Genomic DNA, 21,102 nt, shown 5'->3' with positions numbered 1-21,102 from the left:
AGGACCACAACTCCATCGTTTGCCATGTGTCCTGGGAGGGAACATCCATGTCAACGCGTCAGCGCCGCATCGCGGCTGGACCCCGTGCGGGCCGTTCCGCCGGCCGCCACCTGCAACCCACCGTCCTCGCTCTCGGCATCGCGTTGCTGCTGTCGGCGCCTGCGTTCGCGCAGGAGGCCACGACCGAGGCGAAAGAGGGCGATACGCCCACCGAACTCGATGCGGTCGTCGTCACCGGCATCCGCGGTTCCGTGTATCGGGCGCAGGACATCAAGCGCGACGCCGACACCTTCGTCGATTCGGTCACCGCGCTCGATATCGGCGCCTTGCCCGACCGCAGCGTCACCGAAACGCTGTCGCGCATTCCCGGCGTGACCATCGATCGCTTCCTGACGGTCGGCGATCCGGAGCATTTCTCCGCAGAAGGCGGCGGCGTGCAGGTGCGCGGCCTGACCCAGGTCCGTTCCGAATTGAACGGTCGCGACAGCTTCTCCGCGTCCGGCGGCCGCAGCCTCAGCTTCCAGGACGTGCCGGCCGAACTGATGGCCGGCGTGGACGTCTACAAGAACCAGAAGGCCGACATGATCGAGGGCGGCCTCGGCGGCACCGTCGACCTGCGCACCTTCATGCCGTTCGACATCGACGGCAGCCGGTTCGGCATGTCCTTCAGCGCCAACCGGGGCGATTTCGCCGACCAGCTGAAGCCCTCGGGCTCGGTGCTCTTCAGCAACCGCTGGGACACCGATGCAGGCGAGTTCGGCATCCTGGTCAACCTGGCCCATTCCGAGCTGGCGACGCGTACCGACGGCATGTTCGTGCGGCCGTTCTTCAATACCGCCAACTCCGACCTCAACAACGACGGCACCAACGAAAGCCTGTGGCTGCCCCGCGGCGCCGACTGGCGCACGCTGGAGTACGAGCGCGAGCGCCAGGGCGCCTACGTCGCGCTGCAATGGCGGCCGAATGACAACCTGGAGCTGTTCGCCACCGCGTTCCAGAGCCGATACGACGAGCTGTGGTACGAAGACGCGATCTTCGTCTCCAACGATCCGCTGCAGGTGCGCGTGGATGCCAGCGAGCCGTACGAACTCGATGGCGACGTGTTCGTTTCGGGCCGCCTGCGGTCGAACGGCGACATCCCGATGGGCACGGACATCCGCGCCTCGCACCGCAAGTCCGACACCACCGACTACTCGTTCGGCCTGAAGTGGCTGTTCAGCGACCGCACCGAGTTCTCAACCGACGTGCAGTACATCAAGGCGAACACCGAAGCGCTGGATTCCACGGTGTCGCTCGGCCTCAACGTGCCTTACATCGACATCGACCTGGGCCATGGCGTGCCGCGGATCGGCGTCGACAACCAGTTCACCGCCAACCCCGCGAACTACTACTGGGGGTTCACGATGGACCACCAGGACGACAACACCGCAGACGAAATCGCCTGGCGCGCGGACCTGAAGCACAGCTTCGACAGCAACGTCTTCGATTCGGTGAAGTTCGGCGTGCGCGTCACCGACCGCGATGCGCACAGCATCGACACCGGTTACGACTGGCAGCCGGTGTTCCAGCCGTGGATGCAGTGGTGGGCGCTGCCGGGCGGCGTGCCGCTGCCGGGCCTGGACCTCAACGGCACGGTCAACTCCAGCCTGACCAACCTGATCACCTTCGACAACTTCTACCGTGGCGGTGCGTCGACGCCGGGCTCGTTCTACTCGCCCGTGCTGTCCACCGCGCTCGATTTCCCGAACAGCTACCTCGACATCCACGGCGCCGCGGTCCCGTACTACACCTGCTGCTACGGCCAGATCACCCCGCGCAACCTCGCCGATCCGCAGTGGGGCAACGTGCAGAACGAGCGCACCTACGCCGCCTACGCGATGCTGAACTTCGCGATGGACCAGGCGCGCATCGACGGCAACGTCGGCGTGCGCGTGGTGCGCACGGAGAACAGCGCCAAGGGTTATCTGGTGTACCCGAACAACGCGTTCGCGCCGTACCTGGGCACGGGCCAGTCGGAACCGATCTCCGCAGAGAATTCGTACACGGACGTGCTGCCCAGCGCGAACGTGAAGTGGGAGCCGGCCGAGAACTGGGTCGTCCGCTTCGCCGCATCGAAGGCCATCGCGCGACCGGCCTTCAGCGACATGCAGGCCTACCAGGTGCTCAGCGTGGCGGTCCGGGACGGCGTCAGTCCGCAGCCGGGCGACGAGCTTGGCCCGGAGGATCTGGAACTGACCGGCAGTTCCACCGACAACCCGTACCTGACGCCGATGAAGGCCAACCAGTTCGACCTTTCGCTGGAGTGGTACTTCGCGCCGGACAGCGGCGGCATGGCCTGGGTGAACTTCTTCTACAAGGACATCAAGGACTACTTCCGCCAGCAGACCGAGCTGCTCGCCTATCCGGGCGTCGATGGCAACGAGTACGACTATCGCGTTTCCCGCTTGGTGAACGTCGGCAAGGCGAAGATCCAGGGCGCGGAGATCGGCTGGAACCAGTTCTTCGATTTCCTGCCCGCGCCATTCGACGGATTCGGCATGTCCGCCAACTACACCTACATCGACAGCTCCACGAGCATTCCGGCCGCCTCCAACGCGGTGCCCGTCGACACCGACGGTTCGCTGTTCGGCGACCTGCCGGCCGATGGCCTGTCGAAGAATTCGTACAACGTCGCGGCGTTCTACGAAAAGGGTCCGTGGCAGGTTCGCCTGGCCTACAACTGGCGCAGCGAATACCTGCTGTCGATCGGCCCGAACGGCTACAACGGCGGCGACGGCGGCATCCCGTGGAAGCTGCCGGTGTACAGCGACAGCTTCGGCCAGCTCGACGGATCGATCTTCTATCGCTTCTCCGACAACGTGCAGTTCGGTCTCGAGATGAACAACCTCAACAATGCCGAGCAGCGCACGCTGATGGACCAGAACGGCGCAGGCAAGCGCATCACGTCGTGGTACGTCAACGACCGCCGTTACGCCGCGACGCTCCGCTTCACGTTCTGATGCAGCACCCCGGGAACGGCCGGTATCGCCGGCCGTTCCTTCGATGGACCGGCGCCCGCCTGGTGCGGCGCCCGAGGTGTGCTTCCTGCCGGCGCACCGCTGTTCCCGACAGGAGATTCCGTGCTCACGCTCCGCCTGATCCTCGCGCTGTCCGTTTTTCTGCTGGTGCCCGGCGCGGCGGCGAAGGACGACGTCACCGGCTACCGCTGGCGCAATGTCGCCATCGGTGGCGGCGGTTTCGTCAGCGGCCTGGTCTTCCATCCGCACGAGAAAGGCTTGCTGTACGCCCGTACCGACATCGGTGGCGCGTACCGCTGGCAGCCGCGCGAACAGCGCTGGCAACCCCTGATGGACTGGATGGGCCACGACGACAGCGGTCGCTTCGGCGTGGAAAGCCTCGCCCTGGATCCGTCCGATCCCGATCGTCTCTATCTTGCCGTCGGCACCTATCTGCATGAGCGTGGGCAGGATGGTGTGATCCTGCGTTCGACCGATCGCGGGGCCACGTTCCAGCGTGCGCCGCTGCCGTTCAAGTTCGGTGGCAACGAGCAGGGTCGCGGCAACGGGGAGCGCCTCGCGGTGGATCCGAACGACGGCCGCGTGCTCCTGTTCGGCACGCGCGCCAACGGTCTGTGGCGCAGCGACGATGCCGGCGCGACGTGGCGCGAGAGCCAGGGCTTTCCCGCGATCGCGAAAGACCGGTCTGCCTGGGCGATGGGGTGGCGCGAGCTGCGCCCGGTGGGCATCGCGTTCGTCGTGTTCGATCCGGTCGATGGCACGAAAGGCGTACCGTCGAAGACAATCTACGCCGGCGTCTCGACGAACGAAACCAGCCTCTATCGTTCGCGTGATGGTGGCGCGACGTGGCAGGCCGTGCCCGGCCAGCCGGTCGGACTGCGCCCCAGCCACATGGTGCGCGATGCGCGTGGCCGCTGGCTGCTGAGCTACGGCGACGAGCCCGGTCCGAACAACATGGCCGACGGTGCCGTCTGGCGCTTCGATCCCGCGGGCGATAGCTGGGAAGACATCACCCCGGTGCGCCGTTCCAAGGCCGATGCCGGCTTCGGCTGGGGCGCCGTGGCGGTGGATGCGACCAATCCCGACATCATCATCGCCAGCACGTTCCGCCGGTACCAGCCGCACGACGACATCTATCGCAGCCTCGATGGCGGCCGCACATGGACGGCGCTGTTCCCGCGGTCCGGGTTCGACCATGCGTCGGCACCGTGGACGCAGGACGCGAAGCCGCACTGGATGGCCGACCTGGAGATCGATCCCTTCGACGCCAACCGCCTGCTGTTCGTCACCGGCTACGGCGTGTGGGCCTCCACCAATGCGAAGGCCTTCGATGCGGGCGCCGAGATGGCGTGGCGTTTCGAACAGGCGGGCTTCGAGGAAACGGTGCCGCTGGCGCTGGCCAGTCCGCCGCAAGGCGCGCACCTGGTGAGCGGCCTCGGCGACGTCGACGGCTTCGTCCACGACGCTCTCGATGTCTCGCAGCAGCGCTTCGCCGGCGTGCGCTTCTCCAACACGGAGAGCCTCGCCTTCGCCGGTCGCGCCCCGCAGGTGATGGTGCGCACGGGCTACTTCCACAACCGGCCGGAAGGCGCGGTGCGTGGCGCGTGGTCGAACGATGGCGGGCGTACCTGGACCGCCTTCGCGACCGAGCCGGCCGATGGCGAAGGTGCCGGGCAGATCACGCTCGCCGCCGACGGCAAGCGCGCGATCTGGCATCCGCGCAACGGTGAACACCATTGGATCACCGCCGACATGGGCGGGCGCTGGCAGCCGGTGAAAGGCCTGCCGAAGACCGCGGTGGTGGAAGCCGACCGCGTCGATGAAGGGATCTACTACGGCTTCGATGCGATCAGCGGCAAGCTCTACGTCAGCGGCAACGGAGGCGTCGCCTTCGACGAAGTGCGCGCGCCGGTCGGCCAGATCGGCGACTGGTATCGCGCCGAGATCCGGCCACACCCGGAGAAGATGGGCGAAGCCTGGATCGCCGCATCGTGGCGCGGCCTGCTGCACCTCGCGCCCGGCAAGCTGGAGCGCGTGCCCGGAGTGGACAACGTCATGTCCGTGGGGCTGGGCAAGCCGGCGAAGGAGGGCGACGCGCCCGTGCTGTTCGTGTTCGGCGAAGTGCGTGGGCAGCGTGGCCTGTTCCGTTCGGACGATGGCGGGCGCCGCTGGCGCCGCATCGATGGTGACGCACTGCGATTCGGCGGCATCATCCGCCATGTGACAGGCGATCCCCGCCTGCATGGCCGCGTTTACTTCGGCACCGAAGGGCGCGGCATCTGGTACGGAGATCCGGAATGATTCGAGCTGTCCCGCTGTTGTTGGGCCTGTTGGCCATCCCTGCCGCGCAGGCGGTCGAGATGCCGCGCATCTTCGCCGACGGCATGGTCGTGCAGCGCGACCAGTCGGTGCGCGTCTGGGGCGAGGCCGCGCCAGGCGCGCGCGTGCACGTGACCTTCGCCGGCCGCGAGGCCACGGCGCAGGCTGCAGCCGATGGACGCTGGTCGCTGGCGCTGCCCGCGCAGACGGCGGGCGGTCCGCATGTGATGCGCATCGACGATGGCAAGCAACCGCGCGTGCTGCGCGACGTGCTGGTCGGTGACGTGTGGCTGGCCAGCGGGCAGTCGAACATGGAGTGGCCCATCGCGCAGTCGGCGAACCCCGACGTCGAAGCCGCACGCGCGACCGACCCGCGGATCCGCCATTTCAAGATTCCGAAGTCGTGGTCGGGCGAACCGCAGGCACAGCTCGAAGGCGGCGAATGGGTGGCGTCCTCGCCGCAGGCCGCGCCGAAGTTCTCCGCCGTCGCCCATTTCTTCGCCCGCGAACTGCGCAAGGTCACCGGCGTGCCGATCGGCATCATCGACAGTACCTGGGGTGGCAGCCGGATCGAGGCCTGGATGGATGCACCCTCGCAGGGTGTCGATGCCTCTGCGTTGCGGGCGCAGGCAGAACGACTGCGCGACGCCGACACGCGCGCGCTGGAGCAGACGCATGCCCACCTGGCACGCTGGACCTCCTGGCCGGCGGACGACACCGGTTGGGAGAAGCGCGACCTTGATACCCGCGATTGGGTGCCGATCACGGTGCCTTCGCTGTGGGAGAAAACGGGCTGGAATGGGCTGGATGGCGTGGCGTGGTACCGCACCACCTTCACGCTGAGCGCGGAGGAAGCCGCCGCCGGCGTGACGCTGGGCGTAGGGCGCATCGACGATTCCGACATCACCTGGGTCAACGGCGTGCAGGTCGGCGAAACGCGCATGCAGTACAACCAGCCGCGCCGCTACCGCGTGCCTGCCACGGCGCTGCGCGCGGGCGTGAACCAGGTGGCGGTACGCGTGTCGGACTTCGGCGGCGGCGGTGGCATCCACGGCGAGCCGGCGGAGGTCTTCGTGCAGCCAGCAAGCGGCAGTGCGCGTCCGTTGGCGGACTGGTCGTTCCGCCCGTCGCGCGTGACCGTGGCGCTGGTCGATGACAAGAACCAGCATCCCACGCTGCTCTACAACCGGATGATCCATCCGCTGCAGCCGTACGCCATCCGCGGCGTGATCTGGTACCAGGGCGAATCGAATGCGAACACGGTGCCGGAGGCGCTCAAGTACCGCACGCAGTTCCCGGCCCTGATCCAGCAGTGGCGCCGCCAGTGGCAGTCCCCCGACATGCCGTTCCTGTGGGTGCAGCTGGCGAACTTCTCTTCCGGCGTCGACCAGGGCGACCAGAGCCCGTGGGCGATGCTGCGCGAATCGCAGTCGGCCACGCTGGCGTTGCCGGCCACCGCTCAGGTGGTGACCATCGACATCGGCAATCCGGCCGACATCCATCCGCTCAACAAGCAGGATGTCGGCAAGCGGCTTGCGTTGGCGGCGCGGCACGTCGCGTACGGCGAATCACTGGTCTACCACGGACCGGTCCATACGCAGGCGCAGTTCTCGGACGGCGTCGCGACCATTGCCTTCGACGATGGCGGCAGCGCCCTTGCCGTGCGCGGAGGCGGCACGCGCGTGCACGGCTTCGCACTGGCCGGTGCCGATCGCGTCTTCCATCCCGCCGAGGCCTCGCTCATCGACGGTCGTGTCGTCGTGCATAGCGACGCCGTGAAGGCGCCGGTGGCCCTGCGCTATGGCTGGTCCGACAACCCGGCCGACGCCAACCTGATCAATGCGGCGGGCCTGCCTGCCTCGCCTTTCCGTACCGATGCATGGTGACTCCCGAATGCCTTCGATGATGCCGCGCCGCCTATTGCTCCTGTCGCTCGTCGCGCTGCTTGGCCTGGCCGCCTGCCAGCCCGCCGGAAAAGGCGATGCGCCGGCCACGGCGAAGGGCGACGGCGCGGCCGATGCGTCCGGTGCCACGCCGATCCCGCAGATCGTCAGCAGGGACGGACGCCACGCACTGATGGTCGACGGCGCGCCGTTCCTGATCCTCGGCGCGCAGGTCAACAACTCCAGCAACTGGCCGCAGGCGCTGGACGACGTCTGGCCCGCCATCGACGTGGTCAAGCCGAACACGGTGATGGTGCCGGTGGCCTGGGAACAGGTCGAAGCGAAGGAGGGTACCTTCGACTTCTCCTTCGTCGACGTGCTGCTCAAGCAGGCGCGCGAGAAGAACGTGCGGCTGGTGCTGCTGTGGTTCGCGACCTGGAAGAACAACGGCCCGAACTACGCACCCGCCTGGGTCAAGCTGGACAACACGCGCTTCCCGCGCGTCATCACCGCCGATGGGCGCATGCTCAATTCCCTGTCGCCGCATGCGCAGGCCACGCTGGACGCCGACCGCAAGGCCTTCGTCGCCCTGATGACGCACCTGAAGGCCGCCGACCCGCAGCGCACCGTCATCATGGTGCAGCCTCAGAACGAACCCGGCACCTACGGCAGCGTGCGCGATTTCTCGCCGCTGGCGCAGAAGGTGTTCGAAGGCCCGGTGCCCGACGCGTTGCTGAAGAAGCTCGGCAAGACGCCCGGCACGTGGCGTGAGGTGTTCGGCGCCGACGCGGACGAGTACTTCCACGCCTGGCACATCGCGCACTACATCGACCAGGTCGCCGAGGCTGGCAAGGCGGTCTATCCGCTGCCGATGTTCGTCAACGCCGCGCTGCGCGGGCCGTTCAACCCGGGCCAGCCCGGGCAGTACGCCAGCGGTGGGCCCACCGACAACGTGCTGGACGTGTACAAGGCCGCCGCGCCGCACATCGACCTGCTGGCGCCGGACATCTACATGCCGGAATACACGCACTACACCACGGTGCTGGACCGCTACTCGCGCCCCGACAATCCGTTGTTCGTCGCCGAAACCGGCAACCGCGAGGAATACCCGCGCTACTTCTTCTCCGCACTGGGGGAACAGGCGATCGGCTGGTCGCCGTTCGGCATCGACTACTCGCGCTATTCCAACTGGCCGCTCGGTGCCAAGCACCTGGACGAGAAGGCGCTGGAATCGTTCGCGCTGAACTACGCCATCGTGCGCCCGGCGGCGCGCGTGATCGCGCAGGCAAGCTTCGAGGGCAAGGTGCGCGGCACCGCCGAGCAGCCCGGACAGGCCGTGCAGACGGTGAAGATCGATGACCGCTGGAACATGGTGGTCACCTATGGCGTGCCGCAGTTCTGGTTCCAGGGCGAGCCGCCAGGCAATCCCGAACCGATCGGCCGCGCGCTGGTGGTGCAGCTGGGCCCGGATGAGTTCCTCGTCGCTGGCGCGCATGCGCGCATCAACATCGATGCGGCAGACCCGGCCGTCGCCGCGCGGCAGATCTACGAGTACGTCGACGAAGGCACCTACGTCGACGGCAAGTGGGTCTTCCGACGTCGCTGGAATGGCGACCAGACCGATTACGGCCTCAATTTCTCCAGCGTCCCGCAGTTGCTGCGCGTGAAGCTGGCGACCTACTGATCGATCCGCGGACCGGCCCGCCGGTCCCAGAACCCGGGTGCCCACGCGCCCGAACGAGGAGCAAGCGATGGGTTACTTGAAGACGTTGACGGTGCCGCTGCTGGCCCTGGCCGCAGCGGGCGCCAACGCCACGGGGCAGGGCGCGGTCGAGAAAATCGACCATGGCGTGATCGTGCGGCCGGCCGATGCGGCCGCCGCCGACGTGAAGGTCGAAGCAGTCGCGCCGGGCATCCTGCGCGTGATGGCCGATCCCGATGGCGATTTCGCGCGCACGCCCAGCCTGATGCGCGCGAAGACCGGCGCACCGCCGGCGGTGAAGGTGGGCGAATCCGGCGGGCAGGTGACGGTCAGCACCCAGGGCATCTCGGCGAAGGTCGATGCGCGCACGGGCCAGGTCAGCTTCTTCGACGCCGATGGCAAGCCGCTGTTGGCCGAGCGTGCGCGCACGTTCACGCCGGCCAAGGTCGAGGGCAAGGATTACTACGTCATCCGCCAGCGCTTCGAATCCCCCGACGATGAGGCCTTCTACGGCACCGGCCTGCACCAGCAGGGCTGGATGAACCTCAAGGGCCGCGATGTCGAACTGCTCCAGCACAACATCGACAAGGCGATTCCCTATCTCGTCTCCACGCGCCACTACGGCATCCTCTGGGACAGCAACGCGATCACCCGCTACGGCGATCCGCGCGGCCTGCAGCCGCTGGGCGCGTCGCTGGACCTGTTCGACGCCCAGGGCAAGCCGGGCGCGCTGACGGCGCGCTACACCGTCAACGGCAAGCAGGTGGTCGAGCGTCGCGAGAGCGAAGTGAATTACCAGTACATCAAGGACCTGGCGAACTTCCCGGCCGCGGGCAAGAACCTGGCCGAGGGCGGTCGCAGCGACGTGGTGTGGGAAGGCGAGATCGCCGCGCGCAGCGATGGCCGGCATACGTTCTCGCTGTACAACAGCGAGTACGCCAAGCTCTACGTCGACGGCAAGCTCGTGCTCGACCGCTGGCGCCAGAACTGGAACCCGTGGCACCACGAGTTCGCCCTGGACATGAAGGCCGGCCAGCGCCACAAGGTCAAGCTGGTGTGGGACCGTATCGAGCCGGCTTACATCGCGCTGCTGCATCGCGATCCGCTGCCCGCCGACGAGGCGAAGGACCTTTCTATCTGGTCCGAGGCCGCGCAGGCCATCGACTACTACGTGGTCGCCGGCGACGACGCCGACCAGGTGCTGGCCGGCTACCGCACGCTGACCGGCAAGGCCGTGCTGCTGCCGAAGTGGTCGTACGGCTTCTGGCAGAGCCGCGAGCGCTACAAGACACAGGCCGAGCTGACCGGCGCGCTGGACGAGTACCGCAAACGCAAGCTGCCGATCGACGCCATCGTGCTCGACTGGTCGTACTGGCCGGAAGACGCCTGGGGTTCGCACGATTTCGATGCGAAGAACTTCCCGGATCCGGACGGCATGGTCGACCACGTCCACGACCAGCACGCGCAGATCATGATTTCGGTGTGGCCGAAGTTCTATCCGACTACGGCCAACTACAAGGAGCTCGACGCCGCCGGCCACATGTACCACCGCAATGTCGAGGTGGGCGAGCTGGACTGGATCGGCAAGGGTTATCTCAACTCCTTCTACGACCCGTATTCGAAGGAAGCGCAGGACATCTTCTGGCGCCAGGTCAACGGCAAGCTCAACGCGAAAGGCTTTGACGCCTGGTGGCTGGACGCGAGCGAGCCCGACCTGCACAGCAACATCGACATCGGCGAGCGCAAGGCGCGCACCACGCCGACCGCGCTGGGGCCGTCGACGGAGTTCTTCAACTCGTATCCGCTTGTGCACTCGGAAGGCGTCTACCGCGGTTCGCGCGAGCAGGATCCTGACAAGCGCGTCTTCATCCTGTCGCGTGCGTTCTTCGCGGGCCAGCAGCGTGCCGGTGCGGCGTTCTGGAGCGGCGACATCGTGCCGCGCTGGGACGACCTGCGCGAGCAGATCTCCGGCCTGGTCAATGCCTCGATGGCGGGTGCGCCCAACGTCAGTTTCGACATCGGCGGCTTCTCGCCGGAGAAGCGCTACGAGACGAAGGATCCTGCGCACCTGGCCGAATGGCGCGAACTGAGCCTGCGCTGGTTCCAGCACGGCGCGTTCGTACCGATCTTCCGCCTGCACGGCCAGTTCCCGTACCGCGAGATCTGGGAAATCGCGCCGGAAGGCACGCCGCACTACGACAGCTTCGTCCACTACCTGAAGCTGCGTTACACGCTGTTGCCGTACATCTACACGCTGGCCGGCGACACCTGGCACCAGGACGGCACCCTGCTGCGCACGCTGGCGATGGATTTCCCGTCCGATCCCAAGGTGCGCGACATCGCCGACCAGTACCTGTTCGGCCCCGCGTTCCTGGTCGCGCCGGTAACGACGTTCAAGGCGACCACGCGCCGGGTCTACCTGCCCGCGGGCACGAGCTGGATCGACTTCGAGACCGGCAAGCGCTACGACGGCGGCCAGACGATCGAGGCGGCCGCACCGCTGCAGCGCATGCCGCTGTTCGTCCGTGCCGGCGCCATCGTGCCGCGCACGGTAGTGCAGCAGTACGTGGACGAGAAGCCCGATGCGCCGCTGACGATCGAGGTCTATACCGGCGCCGACGGTACGTTCTCGCTGTACGAGGACAACGGCCGCAGCTACGGCTACGAACGCGGCGAATCCAGCCGCATTCCGCTGGCGTGGAACGAGAAGAGCGGCGAGTTGCGCATCGGTGCGCGCGAAGGCCGCTATCCCGGCATGGTCGCGTCGCGCGAGGTGCGCGTGCGCTTCATCGACGGTCCGCGCGCCGATGCCGGCACCCTGGAACCGCGGGGCGACGTCACCGTCAGCTACGACGGCAAGGCGCTGGTGGTGAAGAAGCGCTGACGGGTCGATGGAGTTCAACCGACGCGACCTGCTGAAAGCGACGGCGGCCGGACTGGCCACCGTCGCGATCCCGAGCACCCACGGTGCCGAACCTGCCGGGGCCGGCGACGCGCTGTCGGGCGCCGGCATGACGCTCTGGTATCGCCAGCCGGCGCGGGTCTGGGTGGAGGCGCTGCCCGTCGGCAACGGCCGGCTCGGTGCGATGGTCTTCGGCGGGGTGGCACATGAGCGCCTGCAGCTCAACGAGGACACGCTGTACGCGGGCGGGCCGTATTCGGCAGTGAATCCGAAAGCGCGCGAGGGACTGCCGCAGGTGCGCGCGCTGATCTTCGCGGGTCGTTACGCGGAAGCCGCCGCGCTGGCCGACGACACGCTGATCTCGCGGCCGGTGAAACAGATGGCCTACCAGCCGCTGGGCAACCTGTGGCTGCAGTTCGACCGCCTGGACGGCGTGGCCGACTACCGGCGCGAGCTGGATCTCGATGCCGCCGTCGCACGCACGTTGTTCCGCGTGGGGGCGGGCCTGCACAGGCGCGAGGTCTTCGTGTCGTCGGTCGACCAGTGTCTCGTCGTGCGCTACACCGTCGAAGGCGGCGACGCGATGATCGGCCGGATCCGCACCGGCAACGAGCATGCGACGACCACGCGGATCGTTGACGGCGGCTGGCACGTCAGCGGTCGCAACGTCGGAAAGCACGGCATCGAAGGCCGCTTGCGCTTCGCCTTCCGCGTGCAGGTTGCGCACCGTGAGGGCCAGCTGCGGGTGGAGCAGGATCAGATCGCCTTCGATGGCGTGCGCGAGCTGGAGCTGCGCATCGTCGCAGCCACCAGCCACGTCGCGCACGACGATGTCAGCGGCGATCCCGACGCGATCACCGCCACGCAGCTGGCACGGGTGAAGGGAAAGGCTTTCGATCGCGTGCTCGCCGAGCATCTCGCCGAGCACCGCCGGTTGTTCCATCGCGTGCGGCTGGACCTGGGCCGCACCGCCGCAGCGGACCTGCCGACCGACGAGCGCATCGCCGCGTTCGCGCAAGGCAATGATCCCGCACTGGTGTCGCTGTACCACGCATACGGACGCTATCTGTTGATCTGCAGTTCGCGGCCGGGCAGCCAGCCCGCCAACCTGCAGGGAATCTGGAACGACCTGATGGATCCGCCGTGGGAGAGCAAGTACACGGTCAACATCAATACCGAGATGAACTACTGGCCGGCCGAGCAGAACGGCCTGGGCGAGTGCGTCGAACCCCTGCAGCGCATGCTGGAGGAACTGGCGCAGACCGGTGCCGGCGTCGCCCGCGACATGTACGGCGCCGGCGGCTGGATGCTCCACAACAACACCGACCTGTGGCGCGCCGCCACGCCGCCGGATGGCGCGCGCTGGGCGTTGTGGCCGACGGGTGGTGCATGGCTGCTGCAGGCGCTGTGGGATCGTTGGGACTACGGGCGCGATGCGGATTACCTGAAGCAGGTCTGGCCGCTGTTCAAGGGCGCCGCGCAGTTCTTCGTCGACACGCTGCAGGACGATCCGCAGACCGGCCACAAGGTCACCGTGCCGTCGCTGTCGCCGGAGAACGAACATCCGTTCGGCGCGGCGATCTGCGCCGGCCCGACGATGGATGCGCAGATCCTGCGCGACCTGTTCGGCCAGTGCATCGAAGCGGCGCGCGTGCTCGGCGTGGACGCCGATTTCGCCGCACGCCTGGCCGCGCTGAGCGCGCAGCTCCCGCCCAACCGGATCGGCAAGGCTGGGCAGCTGCAGGAGTGGCAACAGGACTGGGACATGCAGGCGCCCGAGATCCACCACCGCCACATCTCGCATCTCTACGGCCTGCACCCGAGCGCGCAGATCAACCTGCGCGACACGCCCGAGCTGGCACGCGCCGCGCAACGCACGCTGGAAATCCGCGGCGACGAGGCCACCGGCTGGGGCATCGCGTGGCGGCTGAACTTCTGGGCACGCCTGTGGGATGGCGAGCACAGCCTGAAGATCCTGCGCATGCTGCTGTCGCCGCAGCGCAGCTACCCGAACCTGTTCGACGCGCACCCGCCGTTCCAGATCGACGGCAACTTCGGTGGCGCCGCCGGCATCGTCGAGATGCTGGTGCAGAGCTGGGGCGGATCGATCTTCCTGCTGCCCGCGCTGCCGTCGTCATGGCGCGACGGCGAACTCGAAGGCGTGCGCGTGCGCAATGCGGCGCGCCTGGATCTTTCATGGAAAGCAGGGCGACTCGCACGCGCCACGCTGCATTCGGACAAGGGCGGCCGCTACCAGCTGGTCCATGCAGGCCGCACGCTCGATCTTGAACTCGCCGCGGGCACCTCTGCCACGGTACGACTGCGCGACGGCGCGCTGGTGGAAGCATGAAGAAGGGCATCCGATGAGTCTGGTTGCGGGCATCGATGCAGGCACGCAGAGCGTGAAGGTGGTGGTGTACGACGCCGCGGCTCGGGCGATCGTGGCCAGCGCCAGCGCGCCGCTTGGCCTGATCAGTAGGGACGATGGCGGCCGCGAGCAGCATCCGGCGGAGTGGGTCGCGGCGATGCAGACGTGCTTCGACCGCATCGATCCTGCCGTGCGTGCGCGCATCTCCGCGCTGTCGGTGTCGGGCCAGCAGCACGGCTTCGTGCCGGTGGATGCGCAAGGTGAAGTACTCGCCCCGGCGAAGCTATGGTGCGACACCAGCACCACGGCCGAGTGTGCGCAGATCATGGAGGCGGTCGGCGGTGCGGCCCAAACCATCGCGCTGGCAGGCAATCCGATCCTCGCCGGCTACACCGCCTCGAAGCTGCCGTGGACGAAGACGCATCGCCCCGAGGCCTACGCCCGGTTGGCGACGATCCTGCTGCCGCACGACTACCTCAATTTTGTCCTCACCGGCGAGCGCTTCTGCGAGTGGGGCGATGCCTCCGGCACGGGTTGGCTCGATGTGCGCACGCGCACGTGGTCGAAGGAACTCCTGCACGCGACCGATGCGGACCGCGACCTGGCTGCGTGCCTGCCGCCGATCGCGCCGCCCGACGCGCTGTTCGACATCGATCCCGCCATGGCGGCGCGACTGGGGGTGCCGGCCACGACGAAGGTCGCCGTCGGTGGCGGCGACAACATGATGGCGGCCATCGGTACCGGTTGCGTGGAGGAGGGCCGCCTGGCGATGAGCCTGGGCACCTCGGGCACGCTGTTCGCCTACTCGGACGTGCCGGTCGTCGACCCCGACGGTGCCTGGGCCGCGTTCTGTTCCTCCACCGGCGGATGGCTGCCGCTGATCTGCACGATGAACTGCACCGTGGCCACCGAACAGGTGGCCAAGACCTTCGGTTTCAGCACGCGCGAAGGCGATGCCCACCTGCAGGCCACCCCGCCGGGCGCGGACGGGTTGGTGATGCTGCCCTTCCTCAACGGTGAGCGCACCCCGGACCTGCCGCGCGGCAAGGGCGTGCTGGCCGGGATGGACCCGACCAACATGACCCCGGCGCACCTCTACCGCGCGGCGATGGAAGGCGCGACGTACAGCCTGAAGTACGGCTTCGATGCCTTCGTGCGCGCCGGCATGGCCTTCGAGCGCATCGTGCTGACCGGCGGCGGCAGCAACAGTGCGGCCTGGCGCCAGCTGGTGGCCGACGTGTTCGGCCTGCCGGTCGATGTGCCGGTACAAGCCGAAGGCGCCGCGTTCGGTGCGGCACTGCAGGCGTTGTGGGCCCTCGGCCGTGCCGAGGGCGATGCGGCCTCCATCGCCGACATCGCCCGCACGCACGTGGCCGTCGATCCCGCGTTGTCCACCAGGCCCGATGCGTCCCGCGCACCGGCTTATGCGGCGGCCTACCGCCGCTTCCTCCAGTACCTCGATGCCGTCACCCCGCTGCAACGCGGCTGACGTCCCCCACGCGACACCTCGCACAACCACAGGAACACCGCCCCATGAGCACGCAGCCCTTCATCGGCGCCCAGGAATACTTCCCCGGCATCGGCCGCATCCCCTTCGAAGGGCGCGGCTCGGACAACCCGCTGGCGTTCAAGGTCTACGACGCAAACAAGACCATCGGCGGCAAGACGATGCAGGAGCACCTGCGCTTCGCGGTCTGTTACTGGCACACGTTCTGCAACGCCGGCCATGATCCGTTCGGCCCGGGCACGCGCCACTTCCCGTGGGAGGCCGGCTCGCCCATGGCCACGGCCGAAGCCAAGGTCGATGCGGCGTTCGAGTTCTTCACCAAGCTGGGCGTGCCGTACTGGTGCTTCCACGACATCGACCTGGCCCCGGATGCCGAGGACATCGGCCAGTACGAGAAGAACCTCAAGCACATGGTCGGCCTGGCGAAAGCGCGCCAGGACGCGACCGGCATCAAGCTGCTGTGGGGCACGGCCAACCTGTTCTCGCACCCGCGCTACATGAATGGCGCCTCGACCAATCCGGACTTCGCCGTCGTGGCGCGTGCCGCCGTGCAGGTGAAGGCGGCGCTGGAGGCCACGGTCGAACTGGGTGGCGAACACTACGTGTTCTGGGGCGGCCGCGAGGGCTACGCCTCGCTGGTCAACACCGACATGAAGCGCGAAGTGGCGCACTTCGCCCGCTTCCTGACGGTGGCGCGCGACTACGGCCGCAGCATCGGATTGAAGGGCAACTTCCTGATCGAGCCCAAGCCGATGGAGCCGATGAAGCACCAGTACGACTTCGACAGCGCCACCGTGGCCGGCTTCCTGAAGGAGCATGGGCTGGAGAAGGACTTCAAGCTCAACATCGAGGCCAATCACGCCACGCTGTCGGGCCACACCTTCGAGCACGACCTGCAGGTGGCCTCCGACCACGGGCTGCTGGGCAGCATCGATGCCAACCGCGGCAATGCGCAGAACGGCTGGGACACCGACCAGTTCCCCACCGATCTGTACGACACCGTCGGCGCGATGCTGGTGGTGCTGCGCCAGGGTGGGCTGGAAGGCGGCTTGAACTTCGACGCCAAGGTGCGTCGCGAATCGACCGATCTGGAAGACCTGTTCATCGCCCACATCGGCGGCATGGATGCGTTCGCGCGCGGCCTGGAAGTGGCGCACGCGCTGCTGACCGAGTCGCCGTGGGAGCAGTGGCGCAAGGAGCGCTACGCCAGCTTCGACAGCGGCAAGGGCAAGGACTTCGAGACCGGCCAGCTCGGTCTGGCCGATCTGGCAGCGCTGGCCGCGACGCAGGGCGAACCGAAGCAGACCAGCGGCAAGCAGGAGCGTTACGAGAACCTGCTCAACCAGTACCTGCTGCGCTGAGCGCGGCAGGTCGCAACGACAACACGATTCGAGGAAGAGGACAGCAATGAACCAGGCGATGACCGGGGGCGAGAACACCAAGCTGATCGTGCTGATCAGCGTGGTGGCGACGATCGGCGGATTCCTGTTCGGGTTCGACAGCGGCGTCATCAACGGCACCGTGGACGGCCTGCAGCAGGCATTCGGTTCCACCAAGGCGGGCCTCGGTTTCGAGGTGGCCTCGATGCTGCTCGGTTGCGCGGTCGGCGCGTTCAGCGCGGGGCGGTTGGCGGACAGCCTCGGCCGGCGCAACGTGTTGATCATTTCGGCGGTGCTGTTCCTGCTTTCGGCGATCGGCGCAGGTGTGGCGACCTCGTCGGTCGTGTTCGTCATCGCGCGCGTGATCGGCGGTTTCGCCGTGGGCGCCGCCAGCGTGATCTCGCCGGCCTACATCGCCGAGGTCGCACCGGCGCGCTATCGCGGCCGGCTCGCCACGGTGCAGCAGATCGCGATCATCAGCGGCCTGACCGCGGCGTTCCTGTCCAACTACCTGCTCGCCGCCAAGGCGGGTGCCTCGACCGAAGCGCTGTGGGGCGGCCATGCCGCGTGGCGCTGGATGTTCTGGATGCAGGCGGTGCCGTCGGTGATCTTCCTGGTGCTGCTGCTCACCATTCCGGAAAGCCCGCGCTACCTGGTGGTGAAGCGCCGCAAGGACGAAGCGCTGCGCGTGCTGACGCGCCTGTTTGGCGGTGTCGAGGCACAGGTCAAGCTCGCGGAAATCGATGCCTCGTTGTCGCAGGACCATCACCGCCCGCAGCTGTCCGATCTGAAGAACAAGACGACCGGCAAGATCCGCCCCATCGTCTGGGTCGGCATCGGCCTGGCGACGTTCCAGCAGCTGGTCGGCATCAATGTGGTTTTCTATTACGGCGCGGTGCTGTGGCAGGCCGTGGGCTTCTCCGAGAACGATGCGCTGGCCATCAATGTGTTGTCCGGCGCGCTCAGCATCGGCGCCTGCATCGTCACCGTGCTGCTGATCGACCGCATCGGCCGCAAGCCGCTGCTGTGGATCGGCTCGGCCGGCATGGCGGTGTCGCTGGCGCTGGTGGTCTGGGCGTTCGCCAGCGGCTCGCTGGTCGATGGCCACCTGCAGCTGCCCGAAGGCATGGGCACGCTGGCGCTGGTGGCGGCCAATGCCTACGTGGTGTTCTTCAACATCTCCTGGGGCCCGGTGATGTGGGTGATGCTGGGCGAGATGTTCCCCAACCAGATCCGCGGATCGGCTTTGGCCGTGGCCGGGGCGGCGCAGTGGACCTCGAATTTCGCCGTCACGGTGACCTTCCCGATCCTGCTGGCCGCCATCGGCCTGGCCGCGACCTACAGCATCTACTTGGTATCGGCGATCATCTCGGTCTTCTTCGTGCTGAAGTACGTGCACGAGACCAAGGGCAAGGAACTGGAGCAGATGGAAGGATGAAGACGATGACCCCCCGCACTTCCCTCGCGCGCACCGGCGCGTTGGTGGCTGCCCTGATGCTGGCGCTGGTCGCCTGCAAGGGCGACGACAAGGCGGCCGCGCCCGCGACCGCCGCCGATGCCACTCCGTGGCCGCAGGTCGCCTGGCCGCTGGCCGAGGACGCGGCGCTCGAGCAGCGCATCACCGACCTGATGGCCACGATGACGGTGGAGGAGAAGGTCGGCCAGCTGGTGCAGGGCGATATCGCCAGCATCACGCCGGACGACGTGCGCAAGTACCGGCTCGGCTCGATCCTGGCCGGCGGCAATTCAGACCCCGGCGGGCGCTACGACGCCTCGCCGACCGAGTGGCTCGCGCTGGCCGATGCCTTCTACGAGGCGTCGATGGATACCTCGCAGGGCGGCAAGGCGATCCCGATCATCTTCGGCATCGATGCCGTGCACGGGCAGAGCAACATCGTCGGCGCCACGCTGTTCCCGCACAACATCGGTCTGGGCGCGACGCGCAATCCGGATCTGCTGCGCCGGATTGGCGAGGTCACCGCGCTGGAGACGCGCGCCACGGGCATGGAGTGGGCGTTCGCGCCGACCGTGGCGGTGCCGCAGGACGACCGCTGGGGCCGTTCGTACGAAGGCTATTCGGAATCGCCCGAGATCGTGGCCAGTTACGCCGGTGCGATGGTCGAGGGCCTGCAGGGCAAGGTCGGCACGCCCGGCTTCCTCGACGGCCGCCACGTGATCGCCTCGGTGAAGCACTTCCTCGGCGACGGCGGCACCACCAACGGCAAGGACCAGGGCGATACGAAGATCAGCGAAGCCGACCTGGTGCGCATCCATGGCGCCGGCTATCCGCCGGCGATCGCGGCCGGCGCGCAGACGGTGATGGCCTCGTTCAACAGCGTCAACGGCGAGAAGATGCACGGCAACAAGCCGTACCTGACCGACGCACTGAAGGGCCGCATGCAGTTCGGCGGCTTCGTGGTCGGCGACTGGAACGGCCACGGCCAGGTGAAGGGCTGCACGAACACCGACTGCCCGGCCACGATCAACGCCGGCCTGGACATGGCGATGGCCTCCGACAGCTGGAAGGGCTTCTACGAGACCACGCTGGCGGCGGTGAAGGCCGGCACGATCAGCCAGGAGCGGCTGGATGATGCGGTGCGGCGCATCCTGCGGGTGAAGGTCCGCCTGGGCCTGTTCGAGGCGGGCAAACCGTCGACGCGGGCCGTCGGTGGCCAGTTCGCCCTGCTCGGCGCCCCCGAGCACCGCGCCGTGGCACGCCAGGCGGTGCGCGAATCGCTGGTGCTGCTGAAGAATGCCGGCGGCGTACTGCCGTTGGCGCCGAAGCAGCGCATCCTCGTGGCCGGCGATGGCGCGAACGATGTCGGCAAGCAGGCCGGCGGCTGGACGCTCAACTGGCAGGGCACGGGCACCACGCGCAAGGATTTCCCGAACGCCGACTCGATCTACGAGGGCATCGCGCAGCAGGCGAAGGCGGCGGGAGGCGAGGCGATCCTCGCCGTCGACGGCACGTACACGCAGAAGCCCGACGTGGCGGTGGTTGTGTTCGGCGAGAATCCGTACGCGGAGTTCCAGGGCGACCTGACCACGCTGTTGTACAAGCCCGGCGATGACAGCGATCTGCAACTGATCAAGCGGCTGAAGGCCGAGGGCATCCCCGTGGTGGCGGTGTTCCTGAGCGGGCGCCCGCTGTGGATGAACCGCGAGATCAATGCCGCCGATGCGTTCGTGGCCGCCTGGCTGCCGGGTTCGGAAGGCGCGGGAATCGCGGATGTAGTGCTGCGCAAGGCCGATGGCAGCGTGCAGCACGACTTCAAGGGCAAGCTGAGCTTCAGCTGGCCGCGCACGGCCACGCAATACGCCAACAATGTGGGACAGGAAGGCTACGACCCGCTGTTCGCGTTCGGCTTCGGCCTGACCTACGCCGACAAGGGCGACCTGGCCGCGTTGCCGGAAGACTCCGGCGTGAGCGGCGATGAAGGCGCGACGGGCGTGTTCTTCGCGCGCGGCGAGGCCGGGTCCGGCATGGCGTTGCGGCTCGAAGGCGCGGACGGGCAGGGCGTGACGGTCACCAAGGTGCCGGAGGCACTCGACGGCGAGCGGCTGAAGGTCACCGGCGTGGATCATCAGGCACAGGAGGACGCGCGCCGTCTGGCCTGGTCGGGCAAGGGCGAGGCGGTCACGGCGTTGCAGTCGCACACGGCGCTGGACCTGCAGCGCGAGAGCAACGGCGACGTGATGCTGTTGACCACGTTGCGCGTGGACGCCGCGCCCAGCGGCGAGGCCTGGCTGTCGGTCGGCTGCGGCACCGGATGCACTGCACGCGTGGCGCTGGCACCGACGCTGGCGACGTTGCCGGTGGGCCAGTGGACGCGCGTCGGCGTGCCGCTGAAGTGCCTGGCCAAGGCCGGCGCCGATGTCGCCAAGCTGGATCGTCCGTGGTCTGTCGGTACCGCCGGGACGATGACGATCTCGGTATCGCGCGTGGCGCTTGGTGCGCTGGACCAGGCGGAACAGACCGTGGACTGCGCACGCTGACCACGAAGGGCGATCCGGACGCATCAGTG

Annotated in this window: 10 protein-coding genes; all 10 read left to right on the top strand. The window is 67.8% G+C overall.

Annotated features, from left to right (window positions below):
• Window positions 1-47 precede the first annotated feature (47 nt).
• The 10 genes from ACSQ19_RS05365 (at window position 48) to ACSQ19_RS05320 (ending at window position 21,073) form a co-directional block, all read left to right on the top strand.
• On the top strand, window positions 48-2,999 hold the full coding sequence (locus ACSQ19_RS05365) for a TonB-dependent receptor (protein ID WP_436000487.1): 2,952 nt from the start codon (window positions 48-50) through the stop codon (window positions 2,997-2,999).
• A gap of 120 nt (window positions 3,000-3,119) precedes the next feature.
• On the top strand, window positions 3,120-5,318 hold the full coding sequence (locus ACSQ19_RS05360; protein WP_436000485.1) for a cellulase: 2,199 nt from the start codon (window positions 3,120-3,122) through the stop codon (window positions 5,316-5,318).
• A complete protein-coding gene (locus ACSQ19_RS05355) occupies window positions 5,315-7,222 on the top strand; it encodes a sialate O-acetylesterase (RefSeq protein WP_436000483.1) in 1,908 nt (635 codons plus the stop codon). The genes ACSQ19_RS05360 and ACSQ19_RS05355 overlap by 4 nt, the downstream gene beginning before the upstream one ends.
• Window positions 7,223-7,229: 7 nt before the next feature.
• The gene (locus ACSQ19_RS05350) at window positions 7,230-8,903 is read left to right on the top strand and encodes a DUF5597 domain-containing protein (RefSeq protein ID WP_436000481.1); all 1,674 of its coding nucleotides are present in this window, start codon (window positions 7,230-7,232) and stop codon (window positions 8,901-8,903) included.
• 67 nt (window positions 8,904-8,970) lie between these two features.
• Complete coding sequence (locus tag ACSQ19_RS05345; protein WP_436000479.1) at window positions 8,971-11,805, top strand: TIM-barrel domain-containing protein; 2,835 nt, start codon at window positions 8,971-8,973, stop codon at window positions 11,803-11,805.
• A gap of 7 nt (window positions 11,806-11,812) precedes the next feature.
• Window positions 11,813-14,173: a glycoside hydrolase family 95 protein gene (locus ACSQ19_RS05340; RefSeq protein ID WP_436000477.1), complete on the top strand. Its 2,361-nt coding sequence runs from the start codon at window positions 11,813-11,815 to the stop codon at window positions 14,171-14,173.
• Window positions 14,174-14,186: 13 nt separating this feature from the next.
• Window positions 14,187-15,680 (top strand): xylulokinase, encoded by a 1,494-nt coding sequence (gene xylB / locus ACSQ19_RS05335; protein WP_436000475.1) that lies wholly within the window; start codon window positions 14,187-14,189, stop codon window positions 15,678-15,680.
• 44 nt (window positions 15,681-15,724) lie between these two features.
• Window positions 15,725-17,059 carry a xylose isomerase gene (xylA, locus tag ACSQ19_RS05330; protein ID WP_436000473.1) on the top strand — a complete coding sequence of 445 codons (1,335 nt, stop codon included), beginning with the start codon at window positions 15,725-15,727 and terminating at the stop codon, window positions 17,057-17,059.
• Between the two features lie 46 nt (window positions 17,060-17,105).
• Complete coding sequence (locus ACSQ19_RS05325) at window positions 17,106-18,515, top strand: sugar porter family MFS transporter (protein ID WP_436000471.1); 1,410 nt, start codon at window positions 17,106-17,108, stop codon at window positions 18,513-18,515.
• Complete coding sequence (locus tag ACSQ19_RS05320; RefSeq protein WP_436000469.1) at window positions 18,512-21,073, top strand: glycoside hydrolase family 3 protein; 2,562 nt, start codon at window positions 18,512-18,514, stop codon at window positions 21,071-21,073. Before ACSQ19_RS05325 ends, ACSQ19_RS05320 begins: the two co-directional genes overlap by 4 nt.
• Window positions 21,074-21,102: the final 29 nt, after the last annotated feature.

The organism is Pseudoxanthomonas sp. LjRoot127, from assembly GCF_964253495.1.
Taxonomy (GTDB): domain Bacteria; phylum Pseudomonadota; class Gammaproteobacteria; order Xanthomonadales; family Xanthomonadaceae; genus Pseudoxanthomonas_A.
The sequence above is the reverse complement of the archived record's forward strand: the minus strand, read 5'-3'. Positions and strand labels throughout refer to the sequence as shown.